Genomic DNA, 19,255 nt, shown 5'->3' with positions numbered 1-19,255 from the left:
TCACACGCTGGGGCGGCTTTAACGGTGCGGGGGGTCGATTTCTCGCGCGTTGAGATTCACCAGTTGGAGCTGGGTGGCCACGATCAGTGCCTGGACGCGGTCACGCACGCCAAGCTTGTGGAAGATTTTGGCCATATGCGATTTAACCGTCGTCTCGGCGACATCGAGGTATTTGCAGATTTCGGTGTTGTTCAGGCCTTGGGACAAGAGGGTGAGGATCTGCATCTCGCGGGCGGTGAGGCCCAGCTCGTCAGCGACACCTTCGGAGGAGGCGGGCGGGCTGTAGGCACGCTGCACGGCTGCGATCAGGTCCGTGGATACCGAGGGGGAGATGGCGGCGGTGCCCGAATGCACCGACAATACTGCCTGAACGATTTCCGCCGGCTCGGTATCCTTCACGAGGTATCCCGAGGCGCCGGCCAGTAGGACGGGCACCAGGTAATCATCGGAGGAGAACGCGGTAATCGCCAGGATTGCCGTTTGTGGACTGTGGTGTTTGATCTGTCGGGTGGCCTCGACGCCGTCCATGATCGGCATCTGCAAATCCATGAGAACAACATCCACCTCGTGAGAGGAGCAGTAGTTTACTGCTTCCTGTCCATTTTGTACGGAATTTAATAACAAAATGGCATCGTCTGTTGCTAGGATTGTGCCCAAGGCACGCCGGATGAGCGGTTCGTCGTCCGCAATCAGAACTCTGACTTGCTCCATGGGTAATTCAACTTCCTTTGCGGGAACCGAAAAAGTGGCTGCTTAGTGTCGAAGTATATAAGTTCTAGCGTTGGGGATGGATTATGAAACTCGTATATGCAGCAGCTGCACTGGCCTTGGCTATCTCGCCAATTGCCGCCGTTCAGTCCGCCGCACCCGCCCAGGCCGCACCGGCCGTGGCGCAGGCAGGACCTCCGGTGGCTTCGCCGGCCGGTTGGGCAACCGACTTCTCGAAGTGGGTCTGCAAGCGCTACGGAGTGTCTTGCTAATCAGCCTTTCGATGGCTTACCGCTTAGGCCCGGTTTAGAGTGCGCATGAGTTTACGAACAAAATTGCACCTAAGCCGGGTCTTCGGCGGTAGGAACCTGATTATTTGGCTCGGAATACTCGCTCTCGCAGCTGTAACGCTTACTGAGATTGTAACGCTGCTACAGAACGGCATCGGAAACAGTGATGGGCGAGTGATCCGAGCTGCTGGCTTTGCGGTCCTACTTATAATCATTCTTGCTCTGGCTTACAGGTTTGTGTGGGCTTCCCTTGGCGCCTACATTGCGATGTTGTTTTTTGCCTTTGGCAATGGGGAACAATTACTTCTTCTTGTTGCTTCACTCGGTATTTTTACCGCCTTGGTCGCAAGCGTTGATTCTGCGCTCGTCCGAAACATCTACCTGTCATTGTTAGTGGTTTGGATGTTGCAGTTTGCCATCCGTGCTCAAGATGACGCAATCACGCTAGTCGTACAAATTCCCGTAGTTATTCTTGCTTTTATGACCTCACGCAGCATCTTTGTGCTGCTCGAGAAGAACCAGCAGAGCGTGAAACAGATGGAGAGACTGCGGGAACGTACAGAGAACGCTATTCGTGATGAGCGAAAGAACATCGCGCGGGATTTGCATGACATTGTCGCCCACGACATCACTATCGTGGCGATGCAGTCCAAGGCCGCGAAGTTCGCAAACAATGACAATACTTCGCGTGAAGCGATCGACGTGATCTCTAAGCTCAGTTCGGAAACGCTGCACGATCTACGCTTAATGCTTAATGTTCTCCGTAGCGATGGAACCATGAGTGATATTGGGGCAGATCTCGACGGGAAGCCATCGGCAACTACTATCCAAGCCCTCCAGGGAGTAGCGGTTTTCTCCCAGCGTCTCAGAGACGCTGGGTTCGGCGTGCAGACTGACGTAGACGAAGAAGAAATTTCTGAATTGCCACGCTCGGCACATACTGCTCTCTATCGAGTGATGCAGGAAGCAACTACTAACATCATCAAGCACGCGGAGCCTGGCAGCCAGTGTTCCATTTCGCTCAAGCGCCGCGGAGACACTGCGGTGCTGCGCATGGTGAATCAAGTGATGACTAGCAAGAAGATCGCCACCAACGACGCATTGTGGGGTGGCAGTGGTCTCATTGGCATGGAAGACCGCATGCGGGCTTTCGGAGGCCAATTTGAGGCCGGAAAGCATGCTCACCAGTGGATTTTGGTCGCTGAGATCCCCTTCTGACCCACCCCCTCCTACTTAAGTACTATTTCGCTTCACAGAATGACGGGTTAAGTTAGATATGTATCGGTGAAGACCGATCACCGCGGAAGACGAATGACGGGGTTTTGCGAGTGGCTCCTGATTTTATCCGCAGTGATTAAAAGGTACGTTGCGTGTACTACGGAGTGTAACTTTCTCGGTGATGTGCCCCCATCGCATGCCGTGTCCGAGAGTACATGCAACGTACCTTTTATAACGTCCAAACGCATTCTGTATGTGCTTCCACTCACAATCGGTTGCACGGATCCCCAATGATGGCGAACTGTTGAGTTGTAAACGAATTCGCCCCTGAAGGAGACCCCGTGACCCAGCAGGCATATGCCACGGCCCACGACGCATACACCATCGATCCCGCAGCGATGGATCAGCTGTTTTTCGAAGCCCGCAGCGCTAATTCCTTCAGTGGCGAACCGGTATCCGACGAGACCCTCGAAGCCATTTACGATGCCATGAAGATGGGTCCGACGCTGATGAACAATCAGCCGCTGCGCATCAGTTGGATCAAGAGCGATGAAGCGCGCAACGCCATCGCCGCTACCATGTCCGGCTCAAATGCTGCCAAGGCGCTGGCGGCCCCGGCCCTGGCGGTGTTGTCCTTCGATCCGGAATGGCATGAACAGTTCCCCAAGTTCTTCCCGCACGCCCCGGAACGCAAGGCAATGTTCGAGGACGCCGAGTCCCGCGCCGCCGTGGGCAGCAGCAATGCCTGGCTGCAGGCGGGCTACTTCCTGATGGCCGTGCGCGCAGTAGGCCTGGCCGCCGGACCGATGGGTGGATTTGACCATGCAGCTGTGGACGCGGCCATTAACGAAGAAACGGGCCACAAGTCCTTCATGATCGTCAACGTCGGCAAGCCGGGCGCCAATGCCTGGATGGAGCGCCTGCCGCGCCATGAGGCGAAGTTCGCGGTGCGCAGCCTCTAGCAAGAAGTACAGGTGGGGCGCGGTCCATACTTGGACCGCGCCCCACCTGTATCAGACGTCCTGTTCGTGGGACTGTTTGCTAGCCCTGTTCTGGGGCCTCGGATTCGCCGCTGAGCAGCCGTTCGGATACCTTCTCCAGCGCGCGTTCCAGCGGGCCGCGAACGACTTCTGGCACCTCGATGAACTCGTCGATGACCACCAGGCCCTCGCGCTCGAAGCAGCGCAGCACGCGCTCAACTTCGGGGATGGTCGATTCCAGCTTGGGAATCAGGTGATGTTGTTCCTCGGGCAAGTCATCCTTGCCCGGTACTTGCAACGCGAACTCGGCACGCGGCTGGTTGGACGAAGCGGCATTGCTCAAGACGCCGGCCACCATCTCGGCCACCTCGCCTTGGCCGGGAACCGCCAGAGCATTGGTGAGCACGTTGGAGAAGATGACTTCGGCGACGAGCTCCTTGATCAGCCGGGCGCCTGGGCCGGTGGCGGCGTTCAGGGCGTCCCGCAGGCTCTCGGTGGGCACTGCGTTGGGCGCATCGTAACGCAGCATGGCCGTTCCAATCAGGGCATCCCAGTAGGCCGAAAGCCGTGGAATCTGGCCGAGGGAGGAAACTGCCGTTCCATCGGCCGGTTCCCAATCCTTTACCGGGTCCGTGGCGGCCTCATCAATCCGCACGTCCATGCCCAAGGCCGCGGCGGCCTGCTGCAGCTGATCGCCATGCAGCACGCCACTGGGGTCTGTCGGCTGACCCGCGCCAACCCACGCCACCAGCTCCCGCGCGGCGAAGACCAGCGGCAACTGCTCCAGTGCGGCGTTGGCCTCGTCGTCCTCCATGAAGGGCACGACGATGGGGGAGTCTCCGGCCATGCGGGAAAGGAACTCGAAGCTGGCCTTGAAGTCCTCGACGCTGCCGCCGAAGTGGGCGCTTTGACCCAGGAAGACCAGGTACTGCTTCAGCAGCCCGGCGCTGGCCTTGAGCACTTCCTCACCCAACGAGCGCAGGTGTCCGAGTTGCTCACCCAGGGCTGTGGAATCCAGGGTTGTCACATCGACTTCCTTGCGCAGCTGCGCATGCACGGTCAGCAGGGTGGTCAGCCCCTCCAGCGCGGCGCGGGTTTCGGCGGCAGACTCGTGTTGGAAGTGGCGGTACAGGGCCTGCTTGAAGGGCTGCAGGGCCTGGCGGACCTCGGTTTCGAAGGGTACCGAGCTCGCGCCGGGGCGGCGCGCGGGGTGGCCCTGGGCGGTCTTCTTCTTGTGCGGTTTGCGTGATGCCATGACGGGCGCGCGGTCCTTTGCGTAGGTTGGCAGTAAGAATCTGATTCCAGTCTACGCAGGCGGTTCTTAGCCCCGATGGGCTCCATCGGCGGGCTGGAATTCCAAAACGTGGAAAACATCAGCAAAACACCGGTATTCCGAGCAGAGGCAGCGAAAGCCCGTTGAGCGCCGCAAATATTGCGGTAGTTCCCAAGTTTTACTCCAAAAAATTCAGCGTAGTACAAAATGTGGTCTGGATCACCGTTGAATCTCCAGTTCGCGTTGCAATCGGGCGGCAAAACCGAGACAGTGAGTGCAAAGTTATTCCCTTGTGTCTGCAGGGGAAGCAAAAGATTTTCGTTGGTTTCCAAGGAGTGTGGATCATGGCCAAGGGTGCTGCCCCGGATCATGTAGTTATCGTCGGCGCGGGCTTCGTCGGCCTGTCGACCGCCTGGTACCTCCAGGAGCAGGGTGTGAAGGTCACGGTCGTAGACCGCGGCGGTGTCGCCTCCGGTGCATCCTGGGGCAATGCCGGCTGGCTGACCCCGGCCCTGACCCTGCCGATTGCAGAGCCCTCGGTCTTCACCAACGGGCTGAAGATGATGTTTGACCCGGCCTCGCCGCTGTACATCCCGCTGAAGGCCGACGCCAAGCTGATCCGCTTCCTGCTCGGCTTCGCCTGGCACAGCACCCCGAAGAAGTGGGAGCAGGCCATGCGGACCTTCTCCGAGATCGGCACCAGCGGCCTGGACGCCTTCGACGAGATTTCCGAATCCACCTCGGCCGGCCCGGGCGTGCAGGAAACCACCACTCCGGCCAACCCGTTCCTCACCGGCTTCCGCACCATGGCGGACCGCGACGGGCTGCTGCACGAATTCGAGATGATCCACAAGACCGGTGGCAACGTGGAGTACGACCTGCTGACGGGCGATGAGCTGCGCGGCATCGAGCCGACCCTGTCGGAGAACGTCGTGGCCGGCATTGCCATCAAGAACCAGCGCTTCCTGAACCCGCCGAAGTACATGGCTTCGCTGGCGGAGTCCGTTCAGGCCCGCGGCGGTGACATCATCGGCTCGTTCAACGTCACCGATGTGCGGGACAACGGCGGCTCGGTGACCGTTATCGGTTCCGAGGGCCGCGCAATCACCGCGGATCACGTGGTCATGGCCACCGGCGCCTGGATGAACGACCTGACCAAGAAGTTCGGCGTGAACGTCGTCGTGCAGGCAGGCCGCGGCTACTCCTTCACGGTCAAGCCGGAGCACATGCCGACCCACCCGATTTACTTCCCGGCACAGCGCGTGGCCTGCACCCCGCTGGGGGACCGCTTCCGCATCGCCGGCACCATGGAGTTCCGCGACGCCAACCACAAGCTCGAGCCCAAGCGCATCGAGGCAATTGTGGCGGCCGCGAAGCCGGTCTACACCGGCATCAACTGGGAGAACCGCCAGGAGGAATGGGTTGGCGGGCGTCCCTGCACCGCCGATGGCCTCCCGCTGATCGGGCAGACCAACTCCTCGCGCGTTTCGGTCGGTGGCGGACACGGCATGTGGGGCGTGGCCCTGGGGCCGCTGACCGGCAAGATCCTGGCCTCGCAGATCACCGGCCAGTCGGTGCCCGCAGTGGCCCGTCACTTCAACCCGTTGCGCAAGGGCTTCTAAGACCAGTAATCGGTCGAAGACCAACACGCATTCTGCCTCGCGGCCGGAGCCTCACCTTGGGGGATCCGGCCGCGAGGCCGTTTAAGAGCCCGGCCCCGAGGTTCGGGCCGCCCCGGAACGCCGGGGCCGGGAACCTTCAAGGTGTTGCGCGGTCAGTGGTGCCGGCGACCGGAGCCGCGCAGGATGGCCCGGTACCCTTCCCGGTAATTCGGGAAGGTCGGCTCCCAGCCGGTGGCGCGCAAGCGTGCGTTGCTCAGCCGGCGGTCGGCCCCACTGCCGGGGGCCTCCTCGCTGGCGGGTGGCGGCGTGGTGCCCAATAGGCCGGCCAGGTGCTCGTAGACCTCGGCCAGCTGCGCCGGCTCGTTGTCGGTGGCCAGGTAGAGCTCGTCGATATCGGAGCCAAAGTGCGCCAGGTGCACCACTGCCTTGGCCAGATCGTCGCGGTGGACCCGGTTGGTCCACTGCGAGCTTCGCGGCAGGCGGGCCTTGCCCTCGCGCAGGGAGTCAATCAGCCGGGTGCGCCCCGGTCCGTAGATGCCCGAGGCGCGCAGGATCGTGACCGGCAGGGCTGAATCCAGCAGGTAGTCCTCGGTGCAGGCCAGGACCTTGGCCGTTTCCCGCCGCGGCTCCTTGGGGTGTTGCTCGGTGACCCACTGCCCGTCGTTGCCGGCGTTCACCGCCGTGGAGGAAATGTAGAACAGCCTGCGCAGCGCGGGGGCCTGTTGCTGCAGGGCGGTGACCAGGTGCCGGGCCGCCTGCAGATAGCTGTGCTCGTAGCCTGCGGCGTCGCGGCTGGCCGGGACCGGGGTGAACAGCGCGACCTCGGTGTCCGGGTCGATTGGCGGCAGCTGCCCGCTGGCCACATCCACCTGCTGCCCGTGAAAGGTTGGCGGCAGCTTCTGCGGATTGCGCCGCCAGGCGGTGACATGGGCTCCGCGGGCCTGGAAGCGGAAACCGGCCTCCGTGCCCACGTCCCCGCAGCTGATCAGTAGTACCTTCACGAATGCGGCTCTCTTCCCCCGGGTGCAATCTTGGCAGGTGCGCCGGCCGACGGCCGTGGTGCGCAAATCCTGCCTGCTTACAGCATAGACACTGCGGCGTGTTTCCTTGCTAGAATCACAGTGTTCGAATATGTGTACGAAAAGTGGTGGGCGATGGCTGCGAAGGATCCGCTGGTCCCCGAGGCCAGCAGCAGCGGGCCGGTCGGCGCGGTGCAGGCCATGGGGTTCCCCTCACCGGCGCGCGATTACTTCGACGGCGGGCTGGACCTGAACCGGCTGCTGATTACCGACCGCGTCTCCACATTCATCATGCGGGTCGCCGGAGGGGCGATGGTCTCCGCAGGGATCCATGACGGGGATGAAATCATCGTGGACCGCTCCCGCTCGGTCCAGCACGGCAGCGTGGTGGTGCTGAGCCTCAATGAGCAGATGCTGGTGCGCCGCTGGCAGGTGGAGCGGGGCCGGGTCGGGCTGCTCAGCGACGAGTCGGCCCAGCCGCAGTGGCTGGGTGAGCATGACGAGGTCGAGGTATTCGGCGTCGTGACCAGGTGCCTGCATTATGTCCGCTGACCCATCCGCACAGGCCGGCGAGCACATCGCCCTGGTGGACGTGAACAACTTCTACGTTTCCTGCGAACGGGTTTTTGATCCCACCCTGCGCAACCGGCCGGTGGTGGTGCTGTCCAACAACGACGGGTGCGTGGTGGCCCGCTCCGCCGAGGCCAAGGCCCTGGGCATCACCACCGGCCAACCCTACTTCCAGGTCCGCGACCTGCAGCGCAGCCACGGGCTGGCGGTGCGCTCGAGCAACTACGAACTGTACGGGGACCTCTCGGCCCGGGTCATGGAGGTGCTGGCCCGCTTCGGAACCTGGCAGGAGGTGTATTCCATCGACGAGTCCTTCCTGGGGCTGACCGGGTCCCTGCAGCAGGTGCAGCGCACGGCCGCGCAGATTAGGGCGGCCCTGCAGCGTTCGGTGGGGGTGCCGGTCTGCGTGGGGGTGGCCGCCACCAAGACGCTGGCCAAGTTCGCCAACCATGTGGCGAAGAAGAACCCCGGACTGCAGGGGGTCTGCGTGGAGCAGTTGATGGACCCGGAGGTGGTGGCGCGGATCAAGTCCCTGGTGCCGGTCACCGAGGTGTGGGGTGTGGGACGCAAAACCGGCAGGAAACTGGCCGGGATGGGCATCGTGAGCATCGCCGACCTGGCGGGCGCGGACCCGCAGCTGATCCGCAAGAGGTTCTCCGTCGTGCTGCAGCGCACCGTTTTTGAACTGGGCGGCACCCGCTGCATCGGCCCGGTGGAGGAGCGTGCCGACAAGGGGCAGGTGATGTTCACCCGTTCCTTCGCCCACCCGGTGACCAGCCGGGAGCAGATGCGCGAGGTGATGAGCTTCTACGCCCAAAAGGCCGCGGCGCGCCTGGCGCGGGAGGGGCGCTACGCCGCACTGCTGACGGTGATGGCCGGAACCAGCCGCTTTGCCGCAGGCCCGGCCTCCTTCCCCTCCACCCAGGTGCGCCTGCCGCAGGCGACACGGGACCCGATCCTGATTACCCGGCTGGCGGTGCAGGCGATGGAGGGGCTGATGGAGCCCGGCACGGAGTATGTGCGTGGCGGGGTGATCCTCTCCGGGCTGAGCGACCAGCCCGAGGCCACCCAGCTGGACCTGCAGTGGCAGGACGCGGCACCGGCACCGCAGGGCGCCGGGGACAGCGGGGAAACACTGAGCCAGATGGTGCAACAGGTGACCGAGCGTTTTGGCAGCAAGGCGATCGGGCTGGGACGCAGCGGACTGGCCGGGGACCCGGACTGGGCGATGCGCCGCGAGCACATGTCCCCGCGCTTCACCACGAACTGGGATGAGCTGCCCACGGTCCGGGCCTGAATCCGGTTGCCGCGCGGCGGGGGCCCGGCGGGGTGCCACAATGAGAGCATGAGGTTTCCCCGGCGTGCACCACAGTCCCTGGCCCTGTCCTGCGTCCTGGCGTTGGCGCTGAGCGGATGTTCCGGCGGGGCCCCGCAGCCCGACCCCGCCCCGACCCCGGCCCCCGGCTCTTCCAGCCCCGCCCCCAGCGGCAGTGCCTCCGCACCGGCGTCCCCCACGGCGTCGCAGAGCCCCACCGCCTCCCCGACGCCCACCGCCTCCCCGCAGGATCCGGAGGCGCAGCGGGCCAGTGAACTGGTGCGGGACCTGGAGGTGCAGCAGCAGGCCGGACTGCTGGTGATGGCCGGGGTGCCGGCCACCGGTGCCACGCAGCAGGAACTGGACCAGCTGGCGGACGCGGGGATTGCCAGCGTGTTCCTGCGCGGGCGCTCGCAGTTGTCGCTGCAGCAGACCGCCGGCCAGGTGAAGCAGATCCGCAAGGCCGTGGCACCGAACGTGCCCGGCCAGCTGGAGCCGTGGATCGCCACCGACCAGGAGGGCGGTTCGGTGCGGGTGCTGCAGGGCTCGGGCTTCACCAACCTGCCCAGCGCGCTGACCCAGGGCGGCTGGTCGGCCAAGCGTCTGGCCCAGTCCACCGGGCAGCTGGGCCGGCAGCTCAGTGAGGCCGGGGTGAACGTGAACCTGGCGCCGGTGGCCGACACGGTTCCCAAATCGCTGGGGGCCGGCAACGCCCCCATCGGGCAGTGGCAGCGGAATTTCGGTTACGACCCGGACACCGTGTGGGATGCGGTGGGCGAAGTGAACCAGGCGCTGGATGATGCCGGGGTGCAGCCGGTGATCAAGCACTTCCCGGGCCTGGGAAGGGTGAAGGGCAACACCGACACCACCGAACGCGTGGTGGACACCGTCACCGACGCCCAGGACCCATACCTGCAGCCCTTCGTGCGCGGCATTGAACAGGACCTGGCCTGGGTGATGATCTCCAACGCCAGCTACTCCAAGCTCGACGCCAAGAACCCGGCCCCGTTCTCCCGGGCGATCATCGATGAGCTGCTGCGCGACCAGCTGGGCTATGAGGGCCTGGTGATCTCCGATGACCTGTGCGACGCAGCGGCCGTGTCCGAGACCGCGCTGGGGCAGCGGGCGGTGAAGTTCATTGCCGCCGGCGGCACCTTGGCCCTGTGCGTGCAGGCCGATGAGGCGGTGCAGATGGTGCAGGCGATTGCTGCCCGCGCTGCCAAGGACGGGGCCTTCGCCGACACCGTGCGCCAGGCGGCCACCCTGGTGGTCACCGAGCACCTGCGGGCGCAGGAGTAAGTGCAAGAGCCCCGGTCGTGCCCCCAGCATCTGCTGGGAGCACGACCGGGGCTCGGTACCTCAGGACGGAACAAGTCCTGCCGGATCGTGCCGGCTAGTTCTTGTGGTGTCCCGACTTGTGTCCGTCGACCACGGTGAGCACCTCGGCGCGATCACCATCGTTCTGCGGCTTGTGCTTGTTCTTCTTCTCACCGAGCTTTCCGGTGCCGTTGTGCAGGTGCAGCAGCAGCGCCTTGGACTCCTTCTTCACGTTCTCGACGCTGACCGGGATGTGGTTGCCCTTCAGGTCGGTGAACAGGGTGCCGGTGGCGCCGAAGTCCAGCTGCGGGCTGGCGACGTTGAAGTCGATCCACTTCGTGGTGTCCACCGGAACCAGGGCGCCCTGGTCATCCGTGTGGTACCAGGAGTAGGACTGCACGCGGTAGGAGATCTTGCTGCTGGACTCATCCAGGCCCAGCGAGCTGAGGGCCACCGGCAGGATCGCCACGTTCGTGTCGAAGGTGTTGGTGTCCACGTCTCCCAGCACGCCGTTCAGCGGCTGCAGGTCAACCTGGGCCCCGGTCTTCGAATCGAAGGTCGCCACCAGGTCCAGGTCGATGTCATCGAGCTGGGTGGTGAACGAGACGTAGTCGGCCTTGCCGTCCCCGTTGGTGTCGAATTCGACGTCCAGTTCGGTGGCGCCGGCCAGGTTCGCCCAGTTGTCCCAGGTGGAGATGCCGATGTTCAGCAGCCCATCGGCCACCCCGGTGCGCGGTGCAGTGGTGGAGGCGCCCACGTACTGCAGGTCCATGGCGCTGGCCACGGGGATCGACTCCAGGCGCTTGCCCTCACGCTTGCTGGTGGCGCCCAGTTCGAACGCGCCCAGCAGGCTGGTCACCTGGCCCTCACCCTTGCCCAGGGCCAGATCCTGGCCCTTGAGCTTGATGCTGGTCTGGTTCTGCCCCTTCTTCAGCTTCTTGACCTGCCCGCTCATCTCGGCAGTGGGCTTCGGCGCGGCCTGGACCGGCACCCGCAGGGTGGGGGCCTTGGAGCTGCTCAGTTCCACGCGCCCGGTCACGTCGCTGACCCAGGCCCGGGCCAGGCCGGACTGGGTGCGCTCCATGGTCGGGTCCATGGTCTTGGAGAACTTGCGTGGGTCGATGCGCAGGGTCACGTTGACCTTGGCGCTCTTGCCCGGCGCCACCCGTACCAAGGAACGGTCCAGGCTGTAGCTGGCACCCGGGATCTCGGTCGAGGGCACGTACTTCAGCTTGTAGTCCACGCTCTTCTTGCTGGTGTTCTTCACCGTGATCGAACGGGTGGCGGAGAACTTCTTCTTCGCGTCCAGTTCAATGACCCCGAATACCACGGAGGTCAGGTCCGGGTTCTTGGTGTCGAAGGCGTAGGCCGGGGAGGAGATTGCAGCATCGGCCATCACCCGTCCGGCGCCCACGCGGTTCGGCCCGTAGGCCTTGCCGTTGGCGGCCAGCACGTCGGCGGCGGCGGTGTTCATGATCAGGCTCTTGGCCTGCTCCGGGCTGTAGTTTTTGCCTTCCAGCACCAGGGCGGCCACACCGGCGACCATTGGGGTGGCCATCGAGGTGCCGGACTTGACGGACGGACGGTTTCCTGTGCCTACGGCCACGGAGCCGATCTGCGTTCCGGGGGCCGCCACGTCCGGCTTCACCACGCCGTTGGAGCCGTGCACCCCGCGCGAGGAGGAGGAGTTCAAGGTGTCCTTCGCCCCGGAATCCCCGGAGGTGGCCCCGATCAGATCGGGGGACAGGGTGACCTTCAGGGTTCCGGCCTCGGCCGCCGGGCGCAGCTTCTTGGAGTTGTCCAGGGTCAGCTGGGCGCCGGGGATGGTGGCGTTGCCGGCGATCCCGGCATCAAACAGGTTCGTTTCCGAATCCAGCAGCACCCCGGTGGCGCCCCCGGCTTCGGCGTTGTTGAAGCGGGCGGCGGAGCCACAGGGGAACTGCCCGTCTTCGCTCCACTGCAGCCACACCCACTTGCCCTTGAGCGAATCGGCCGCAAAGGGCTCACAGCCAAAGGCGTTGGAGGACGGGGCCATGACCACTTCACCGCTGAGCTTGGCAGGATCGGCGGAGGTGTAGTTGAAGTTCGAGGAGTACTGTCCGGCGACGGTGCCGGCCACATCGGCCGGGGCATCGACCTGGATGCCGTCCAGGGAAACCTGCGAGCCCACGGTGTTGGCCACCGTCAGGGAGCTGCGTGAGTTGCCCGGCGAACCGCCGATGTCGGTAACGTCCCCGGCGTTGCCGCTGGCGACGACCGAGAGGATCCCGGCCTTGCTCAGCGCGTCAACGATGTCGTTTTCCGGGTCCTGCGTGGGGGAGCGGTCCGAACCCAGGGACATGTTCACCACGTCGGCGCGGTCGGAGAAGTCCCCGTCGCCGTTCGGGTCCAGCACGTAGTCCAGGGCCTGGCCCACCACGGCGGAGGAACCGGAGCAGCCAAAGACGCGGATGCCGATCAGCTGGGATTCCGGCGCCGTGCCCGGACCGACGCGCATCGTGGAGACCTCCTTGGCGGTGAGCTTGGAGTAGTCCCCGCTGAAGGTGGTGCCATCGGCGTTCACGCCGTAGCCCGAGGAGCTGCCGGCCACGTGGGAACCGTGCCCTGCGCTCTGGCAGTCCAGCGGGTTCGGGTCGGGGCGCGGCACCGGCTGGTAGTCCGCAGCCTTCGGGTCGGCATTGTAGTCATCGCCCACCAGGTCCCAGCCGCCAATGAACTTCTCGGGATCCAGCAGGCCGGAGTCGGCCGAAGGCAGTTCGTGGGAGGCCTGGGCCTGCTTGTATCCCTCCAAGGTCCCCGGACCGCCGAATCCGGCGTGGGTGTAGTCCACGCCGGTGTCCAGCACGGCGATCTTCACGCCCTCGCCGGTCTTGCCCAGCGCCTTCCAGCTTTCCAGCGCGCCGGTGTCAATGACGGCGCCGCGGTTGGTTGGATGCTTGGGAACGATGGCGCTGATCTTGGCAACGTCCGGGCTTTCAGCCAGTTCGCGCAGCTGTTCGGCATCGCCCTTCAGTGCCACGCCGCGCAACGTGTTTGCCGTGGTGTACAGGACTTCGGACTTTGATTCCTTGGCCAGCGCCTTGCCGCGCTTTTCGACCTCGGAACGGATCTGCTTGACCCGCTTGGTGTTCTTCTTGCGGGTCTTGACCTCCACTTCCTCGAAGGCGCCGGCGCCTTCGAGCTGAACGTATACCGATACTTCACCGCTGGCCTTGGCCAGCGGCCCGGAGACCTTCAGGTCCTCCAGGGTTGAATTGTGCTTGCCGCCAAGCGACTGTGCTGCCTCACCGTCGGCAGGTCGCGGCACCGGGGCCGCCATGGTGGGTGAGGATATGGTGACTGCCAACGCCAAGGCGGTGGCCGACGCCATGACCGTACGGGCAAGGCCCGATGGGCGCCGAGTGATCATGATTCTCCTAGCTGGGCTGGAAAGCGGAATCATCCTGCGCGAGTATCGGCTCCCGGCAGAAGCACCCCATTGCCCCAAGATCAGTCGCCGCTAGGCTTTCTTGACGTCCGCTCGTGCGTCAAGATCCCACCGTTATCTTATGTGACCATGACCACATTTCAAGCGTTTATTGAATAGTAATCTTCGGAGCTTCGCATTTTCACTACCCAGCGGGCGATAGCGGGAGGAAAAATGCCGCGAGATTCCCGGCCCGGAGGCGGTTCGCAGCTCGCGCGGCGTTCGTGGGAAGTATGACGCCATCTGACGTCCGCCCCCGGCCGGGGGCGGAGATCAGCTGGCGTTGTTGGTGCTGTGGGGTGCGGGCGCCGGGCTACACCCGGTTGATCAGTGCCTGCAGCCGTTCGCCCATTTCAATGATGCGTTCGGCCACGACCGCCGCGGGGTCCGGGTTGATTGCGTTCTTCGGCGGCAGTACACGGATGTTCTGCGGGCATTGGAAGTCCGAGCAAATCAGCGTGCCCAGGCTGTTGCCGTTGCGTCCGCTGGCGCCCGAACGCCGGGCGTTCCACATGGTGACAGGGTTGGGGGCGTTGACGTCACGGCAAATCTCGCACATGATCGCGCGCTTGACCTTCGGGGTGGTGTCCGGCGCGCGCAGCAGCAGTGCGCGGGTCGTGCCGTCCGGGCCCGTGGCGACCAGGTAGGCGCGCTGCGGCATTTTAGGATCGCGCCAGCCCAGGAAATCATGTTGCTCCCACTGCAGGGTGGGGAAGCTTTCCGGAAGGGTGAGTTTGCGGGCTTCGGAGCGGGAGGCGTTGATGAAGCTGGAGCGGATGGTGGATTCGGTAATGGGCTGCATGAGGATGTCCTGGCGTAGGTGGGTGCGGACAAGGCGCACCGGCGGGTAGGGAAGCTAGGCCCTGCAACGAACATCGGGAACGCGAAACGGCGGCAGCGCGCACGGCGCACTGCCCGAGGTGGCGTTAACCCCGTCCGCCGGCAGGGGCGAACGGGCGGGGAATCCTCAAGCCCATGTGGGCCACACCCCTTTCCCGTGCCAGGCACGTATCGCAGTCAGCAGACAAGTCATCGGCGGCTCCGGCAAGGGCGGAACCAGAATGAGCCCTGCGGCGCCAACAGCGGCACACGACTCACTTTTTAGGGTAACAGCCAACGAACGCCGAGGATCTCACATTCCCGGGGGGAGATGCGCCACAAGGGGGCAGTATCGCAATATTGCCCCCTTGTGGAATCCTGCGTGGCTGGAGCCTAGCGACGTCCGCCCTGCCAGAGGGCATCGAACGGGGTGGCGCCCGAGACGCGGTGGCGGATGCCCTCGGTCACGAACTCCTTGGCGGTGCGGGCCGCCTCCAGTGGGGAGGCGCCCTTGGCCAGCTCAGCGGTCACGGCGGCAGCCAGGGAGCAGCCGGCGCCGGAGACGGCAACATCACCAATCTTCTTGGCGCGCAGCACCTCCAGGGTGGTGCCGTCGTAGAAAACGTCGATCGCGTCCTCACCGGCAATGCGGACCCCGCCCTTGGCCAGCACCGCGGCGCCGGAGGCCTCGTGGATCTTCTTGGCGGCGGCGATCAGGTCTTCCTCCGAGGAGATCGAGATCCCCGACAGCTGCTCGGCCTCGAAGTGGTTCGGGGTGACGAAGGTGGCCAGCGGCAGGAGGTTCGCCTTCAGGGCCTGGTCGGTGTCCAAGGCGTGGCCCGGCTCCTGGCCCTTGCAGATCAGCACCGGGTCGAGCACGACGTTCTTCCACGCCTGCTTCTTCAGGGCGTTGGCCACGGTGTCGATCGTGGTCGGCGAACCCATCATGCCCAGCTTGACGGTGTCCAGGCTCTCGGCGTAGCAGGCCTGCACGGCCTCGAGCTGGTCGGCGATCACCTGGGCATCGACCGGCACGAAGCGGTGGTTCCAGTTGTCCTTCGGGTCAAAGGAGACGATGCAGGTCAGTGCGATGATGCCGTAGGTGTTCAGTTCCTGAAAGGTCTTCAGGTCGGCCTGCGCCCCGGCGCCGCCGGTCGCTTCGGAACCGGCGATGGTCAGGGTGATGGCAGGGCGTTCAGCAGTGCTCGTAGAAGTCATAGTTCAAGTGTAGGGAATCGGCGGGGGTGCTCAGTTCGATTCACGGGACATGACACTGATCTGTGTGGCCTTGGACCAGCCGGGCGCCAGCGGGTTGGCGTGCTGCTCCTCGGCGACCAGCAGCATCCAGCTCATCCCGTGCTGAAATGCCGAGCCGGCGAAGTTGGCCAGTACGGCCCTTCGGGCCAGGTCCGGTTGGGAGGGCGAGTACAGGTCCGGGTCGGAGAGCAGCGCGAAGTTCGAACCCAGGTGCATCCGCCCGCGGGCGACGGGGCGGTCAAAGTCGGTGACCTCCACGACGTCGTAGTTATCCATCGGTGCTTCAAAAATGGTGGAGGTATCGGGCAGCTTGACGACCTGCTCGACATCTTCGGGCTTCCCGGCCAGCAGGACGAGCGTGGCGGTGTGCTGCCAACCCTGCTGCGAAAGTTCGGTCGCGGCCTGGTCATTGCGGGCGCCGAGCAGCATCAGCCGGGTCGCGTCGGAAGGGGCCTTCCAGGAGCCCTGGGGCCAGTAGCGCAGCAGCTCCACATCATTGCCGTCCTCGGAGACCGAGCGGACTTCCTCCGGGGAGGGCACCGAGGGAATGCGGTCCCGCAGCAGGGCATAGCTGTTCGTCCATTCCGGAAGCTGTCGGGCTGCGGCGTTCATGCGGGACTCCTCTGGTGGTCAGGGCCTGGGATTCGTACTTTCGACTTTACGCCCATTTGCCGCCCCGTCCAGATCAGTGTGACCAAACCCGGGCCGGGAACCCGGTGCGTCAGGAGGCCAGGTTTCCGGCGGCAGGACGCCCGGGGTGGGTGCCCTGGGGTTCCTCGGCATCCCGGGCTGCGGAATCATCCAGCAGCCCCAGCAGGTCATCGAACAGGGAGCGCACCACCGGCAGCCGGGAGAGAACCGCGAACTTCGCGGCAAGGGGCGCCGCATTGCGCATTAACCGGCGGGAGCGGCGTTGGTTTGCAGTGCTGTCATAGGCCCAGAGGAAGAACAGCATCCGGGAGAGCAGCAGCAAGAAACGCGGCAGGTCCCGGCGGATTCCCAGGGGCGGCAGGGGTCGGGCCTGCTCGACCACCTGCTGCCACATCTTCAGCTCGGTCTCCCGGCCCGGCGCGCCGGTGGGCTCCGCCTCGCCGAGCAGCACCTTTAGAAAAGTGGGGCCAAAGCCGTGGTACGGCTGCAGTACGCCGACCGAGATATCCAGTGCGCTGCGGATATTGCTTTCCAACGTGTTGCCCTCTGTCAGGACCTGCTGGCAACGCTCGAACTGTTCCTGGCGCAGGCGCAGCAGCAGCTGCCCGACAATCTGTTCCTTGGACTCGAAGTAGTAGTACGCGTGCGACAGCGACACACCGGCCCGCTGGGCGATGACGCGCATGCTCGCCTCCCGGTAGCCGAGCTCGGCAAAGGCCTCCAGGGCGGTCTGCAACAGTTCGGCCCTGGTGTTGCGGCCCTTGCGGGTGGCTGGCTGCACGGCGGCGATTCTCCTTCAAGGCCCGGCGATCAGGGTCCCGGGCTCTATTCTACGGACTTTTGAACGCGTTCAAAAATAACGGTTCGGAAACGACGGATCCAGGCCTGAATCAACTGAAGCCCCCTGTTCCTACCGGATGTTGATCGAAGAACACCAGATGGAAATGGGTTTGGGAGCCTACCCGTATCCACTGTGACGCAGCTGACTTTTGACCCGACAGGCTGCAGGCGGCCCAAAGTGCTGTGGTTCTTCGAATGGGGCTGGCTGATCGGCGGGAACCCGAAGGGGCAACAAGCGCCGGGCAGGCCGCTGGGCCCAGCGCCATCCAAGGGGCCGAAGCGTGGGATAATGGTGGGGCAAGTGCTAATACAGCGGGGTCCGGTCGGCCCCACTTCCGGGGCGGATCGCCCCACCCCTCCAGACGGAAACCGCAGCCGGTTTCCCGCGGGCGGCGAAGTGGGAAGGCAGGCAGGACCCTGGCGAACCACTTCTAATGAGGAAAATTTCATGGGCGCATCAAACGCCAACTCCCTGACCGAACATCGCTCCAAGGCCATTTTCGCGGCCACCGGCAGCCCCTATTTCTCCACCGTCCTGGCCCTGATGGCCACCGTGGTCATCCTTTCGAACATCGGCGCCTCCAAGGGCGTGGCGTTCGGGCCGATCATCACCGACGGCGGGTTCTTCCTGTTCCCCATCGCCTACATCCTGGGCGATGTGATCTCGGAGGTGTACGGGTTCAAGGCCGCACGCCGCTCCATCCTGGTCACCTTCGCCCTGGCCATCTTCGCGGTGGTGTGCTTCTGGATCATGATTGCCCTGCCGTCGGCCGACTTCTATGACGGACAGCAGGCCCTGGAGCGCACCCTGGGCCCGGTGTGGCAGATCGTGCTCGCCTCCGTGCTGGGCTTCCTGACGGGGCAGATGGCCAATGCCTGGGTGCTGGTCAAGCTGAAGGAACGCTTTGGCGAACGTGGACTGATCGGCCGCCTGATTGGATCCAGCGGGGTTGGTGAATTCCTGGACACCCTGATCTTCTGCTCCATCGCCGCCTCGGTGATCGGCATCGCCGATGCCGCCAGCTTCATCAACTACGTGGTGGTCGGCTTCGTGTACAAGACCGGGGTGGAGATCATCTTCGTTCCCCTCACTTCCCTGGTGATCCGCTGGTTCAAGCGACGCGAGCCCGGGTACCGGGACGCTGGCCTGCAGGGCCAGGGCTAGGACGAAATCCTCCACGCGGAGGATGCCTCTGCCACCGCGGGGCCGATAGCCTCGAAAGATGAGCGAAGCGGCCCCCACCATCGGCATTCAGGGCCTGGTCGCCGGTTACGGCGCCCAGGCCCTGTGCGCACCCCTGGACCTGCAGCTGCACCCCGGGCAGGGGGTTGGCATCATCGGGGTCAACGGCAGCGGGAAGTCCACGGTGCTGCGCGCCATCTTTGACCTGCAGGCGCCGCTGGAGGGCAGCGTGCGTTTCGGGGACGAACCGATGAACGCGGCCGCGCTGGACTACCGGCGCAAACTGGCCCTGCTGGTGGAGGACGCCGCCTTCCTTGACGAGCTGAGCGTGGCCGAACACCTGGACCTGGTCGCGCGCGGACACCAGGTCCGGGACCCGGAACAGGCCGTGGCCCGGGAGCTGGACTTCTTCGGCCTGCAGCCGGTGGCCGCGCATCTGCCCCACGAGCTCTCCTCCGGTCAGCGGCGCAAGCTGATGCTCGCCGCCGCCCTGATCCGGCCGGCGGACTACCTGGTGCTTGATGAACCCGAACAGCGCCTGGATCCCCAGTCCAAGGCCCGGCTGGCCGAGCGGCTCAGAGACCGCCGCGAGCAGGGGGCCGGGCTGGTGCTGGTCAGCCACGATGCCGGCTTCATCGGGCAGTGCACCGCTCGCGTGCTGCTGCTGGACCAGGGGCAGTGGAGGGAACTGACAAGCGCGCAGGCGGTGAACTGGCTTGCCCGCTAG

Annotated in this window: 16 protein-coding genes; 8 read left to right on the top strand and 8 right to left on the bottom strand. The window is 64.6% G+C overall.

Annotation, left to right across the window (positions count from 1 at the left end):
- Window positions 1-18: 18 nt before the first annotated feature.
- Window positions 19-711, bottom strand: coding sequence for a response regulator transcription factor (locus FDN03_RS06335; protein ID WP_138175167.1), 693 nt, complete (start codon window positions 709-711; stop codon window positions 19-21).
- Between the two features lie 314 nt (window positions 712-1,025).
- Between FDN03_RS06335 and FDN03_RS06330 the strand changes: the two genes are divergently transcribed.
- Together FDN03_RS06330 and FDN03_RS06325 are read left to right on the top strand one after the other, a co-directional pair.
- Complete coding sequence (locus tag FDN03_RS06330; RefSeq protein WP_138175165.1) at window positions 1,026-2,216, top strand: histidine kinase; 1,191 nt, start codon at window positions 1,026-1,028, stop codon at window positions 2,214-2,216.
- Between the two features lie 341 nt (window positions 2,217-2,557).
- The gene (locus FDN03_RS06325) at window positions 2,558-3,178 is read left to right on the top strand and encodes a malonic semialdehyde reductase (RefSeq protein WP_138175163.1); all 621 of its coding nucleotides are present in this window, start codon (window positions 2,558-2,560) and stop codon (window positions 3,176-3,178) included.
- Between the two features lie 79 nt (window positions 3,179-3,257).
- Here the strand turns inward: FDN03_RS06325 and FDN03_RS06320 are convergent, their stop codons facing one another.
- Entirely contained in the window at window positions 3,258-4,451 is a 1,194-nt protein-coding gene (locus FDN03_RS06320; protein WP_138175161.1) for a hypothetical protein, read from the bottom strand.
- A 362-nt stretch (window positions 4,452-4,813) separates the two neighbouring features.
- Here FDN03_RS06320 and FDN03_RS06315 point away from each other — a divergent pair, with 362 nt between their 5' ends.
- On the top strand, window positions 4,814-6,091 hold the full coding sequence (locus FDN03_RS06315; RefSeq protein ID WP_138175159.1) for an FAD-dependent oxidoreductase: 1,278 nt from the start codon (window positions 4,814-4,816) through the stop codon (window positions 6,089-6,091).
- Between the two features lie 152 nt (window positions 6,092-6,243).
- Here the strand turns inward: FDN03_RS06315 and FDN03_RS06310 are convergent, their stop codons facing one another.
- Window positions 6,244-7,092, bottom strand: coding sequence for an NAD(P)H-binding protein (locus tag FDN03_RS06310; RefSeq protein WP_171021148.1), 849 nt, complete (start codon window positions 7,090-7,092; stop codon window positions 6,244-6,246).
- 153 nt (window positions 7,093-7,245) lie between these two features.
- On the opposite strand from FDN03_RS06310, the gene umuD reads away from it, so the two are divergent.
- Genes umuD through FDN03_RS06295 form a run of 3 tightly spaced genes read left to right on the top strand, consistent with a single transcriptional unit; the run spans window position 7,246 to window position 10,294 of the window.
- On the top strand, window positions 7,246-7,662 hold the full coding sequence (gene umuD / locus FDN03_RS06305) for a translesion error-prone DNA polymerase V autoproteolytic subunit (RefSeq protein ID WP_054821624.1): 417 nt from the start codon (window positions 7,246-7,248) through the stop codon (window positions 7,660-7,662).
- The gene (locus FDN03_RS06300; RefSeq protein WP_138175155.1) at window positions 7,652-8,977 is read left to right on the top strand and encodes a Y-family DNA polymerase; all 1,326 of its coding nucleotides are present in this window, start codon (window positions 7,652-7,654) and stop codon (window positions 8,975-8,977) included. The genes umuD and FDN03_RS06300 overlap by 11 nt, the downstream gene beginning before the upstream one ends.
- Window positions 8,978-9,025: 48 nt before the next feature.
- Window positions 9,026-10,294 (top strand): glycoside hydrolase family 3 N-terminal domain-containing protein, encoded by a 1,269-nt coding sequence (locus FDN03_RS06295; protein ID WP_138175152.1) that lies wholly within the window; start codon window positions 9,026-9,028, stop codon window positions 10,292-10,294.
- Between the two features lie 94 nt (window positions 10,295-10,388).
- On the opposite strand, the gene FDN03_RS06290 is transcribed toward FDN03_RS06295, so the two are convergent.
- The 5 genes from FDN03_RS06290 to FDN03_RS06270 all read right to left on the bottom strand — a co-directional run bounded on the left by FDN03_RS06290 (window position 10,389) and on the right by FDN03_RS06270 (window position 17,286).
- Window positions 10,389-13,721: a S8 family serine peptidase gene (locus FDN03_RS06290; RefSeq protein ID WP_138175150.1), complete on the bottom strand. Its 3,333-nt coding sequence runs from the start codon at window positions 13,719-13,721 to the stop codon at window positions 10,389-10,391.
- Between the two features lie 370 nt (window positions 13,722-14,091).
- Window positions 14,092-14,580 carry an FBP domain-containing protein gene (locus tag FDN03_RS06285; RefSeq protein ID WP_138175148.1) on the bottom strand — a complete coding sequence of 163 codons (489 nt, stop codon included), beginning with the start codon at window positions 14,578-14,580 and terminating at the stop codon, window positions 14,092-14,094.
- A gap of 410 nt (window positions 14,581-14,990) precedes the next feature.
- On the bottom strand, window positions 14,991-15,815 hold the full coding sequence (gene thiD, locus FDN03_RS06280; protein ID WP_138175146.1) for a bifunctional hydroxymethylpyrimidine kinase/phosphomethylpyrimidine kinase: 825 nt from the start codon (window positions 15,813-15,815) through the stop codon (window positions 14,991-14,993).
- A gap of 30 nt (window positions 15,816-15,845) precedes the next feature.
- Entirely contained in the window at window positions 15,846-16,466 is a 621-nt protein-coding gene (locus FDN03_RS06275; protein ID WP_138175144.1) for a hypothetical protein, read from the bottom strand.
- Window positions 16,467-16,575: 109 nt separating this feature from the next.
- A complete protein-coding gene (locus tag FDN03_RS06270) occupies window positions 16,576-17,286 on the bottom strand; it encodes a TetR/AcrR family transcriptional regulator (RefSeq protein WP_138175142.1) in 711 nt (236 codons plus the stop codon).
- Between the two features lie 507 nt (window positions 17,287-17,793).
- Here FDN03_RS06270 and FDN03_RS06265 point away from each other — a divergent pair.
- Window positions 17,794-18,510 carry a queuosine precursor transporter gene (locus FDN03_RS06265; RefSeq protein WP_138175140.1) on the top strand — a complete coding sequence of 239 codons (717 nt, stop codon included), beginning with the start codon at window positions 17,794-17,796 and terminating at the stop codon, window positions 18,508-18,510.
- A 58-nt stretch (window positions 18,511-18,568) separates the two neighbouring features.
- Window positions 18,569-19,255: an ABC transporter ATP-binding protein gene (locus FDN03_RS06260; protein ID WP_138175138.1), complete on the top strand. Its 687-nt coding sequence runs from the start codon at window positions 18,569-18,571 to the stop codon at window positions 19,253-19,255.

The sequence above is a fragment of the Glutamicibacter sp. V16R2B1 genome, assembly GCF_005774635.1.
In the GTDB taxonomy this organism is placed as follows: domain Bacteria; phylum Actinomycetota; class Actinomycetes; order Actinomycetales; family Micrococcaceae; genus Glutamicibacter; species Glutamicibacter creatinolyticus.
This window is presented reverse-complemented; position numbering and strand designations above follow the sequence as displayed.

Coding starts and splice junctions, on each gene's coding strand:
- FDN03_RS06335 (WP_138175167.1), bottom strand. CDS start 711: ATGGAGCAAGTCAGAGTTCTGATTGCGGACGACGAACCGCTCATCCGG.
- FDN03_RS06330 (WP_138175165.1), top strand. CDS start 1,026: ATGAGTTTACGAACAAAATTGCACCTAAGCCGGGTCTTCGGCGGTAGG.
- FDN03_RS06320 (WP_138175161.1), bottom strand. CDS start 4,451: ATGGCATCACGCAAACCGCACAAGAAGAAGACCGCCCAGGGCCACCCC.
- FDN03_RS06315 (WP_138175159.1), top strand. CDS start 4,814: ATGGCCAAGGGTGCTGCCCCGGATCATGTAGTTATCGTCGGCGCGGGC.
- umuD (WP_054821624.1), top strand. CDS start 7,246: ATGGCTGCGAAGGATCCGCTGGTCCCCGAGGCCAGCAGCAGCGGGCCG.
- FDN03_RS06300 (WP_138175155.1), top strand. CDS start 7,652: ATGTCCGCTGACCCATCCGCACAGGCCGGCGAGCACATCGCCCTGGTG.
- FDN03_RS06295 (WP_138175152.1), top strand. CDS start 9,026: ATGAGGTTTCCCCGGCGTGCACCACAGTCCCTGGCCCTGTCCTGCGTC.
- FDN03_RS06290 (WP_138175150.1), bottom strand. CDS start 13,721: ATGATCACTCGGCGCCCATCGGGCCTTGCCCGTACGGTCATGGCGTCG.
- FDN03_RS06285 (WP_138175148.1), bottom strand. CDS start 14,580: ATGCAGCCCATTACCGAATCCACCATCCGCTCCAGCTTCATCAACGCC.
- thiD (WP_138175146.1), bottom strand. CDS start 15,815: ATGACTTCTACGAGCACTGCTGAACGCCCTGCCATCACCCTGACCATC.
- FDN03_RS06275 (WP_138175144.1), bottom strand. CDS start 16,466: ATGAACGCCGCAGCCCGACAGCTTCCGGAATGGACGAACAGCTATGCC.
- FDN03_RS06265 (WP_138175140.1), top strand. CDS start 17,794: ATGGGCGCATCAAACGCCAACTCCCTGACCGAACATCGCTCCAAGGCC.
- FDN03_RS06260 (WP_138175138.1), top strand. CDS start 18,569: ATGAGCGAAGCGGCCCCCACCATCGGCATTCAGGGCCTGGTCGCCGGT.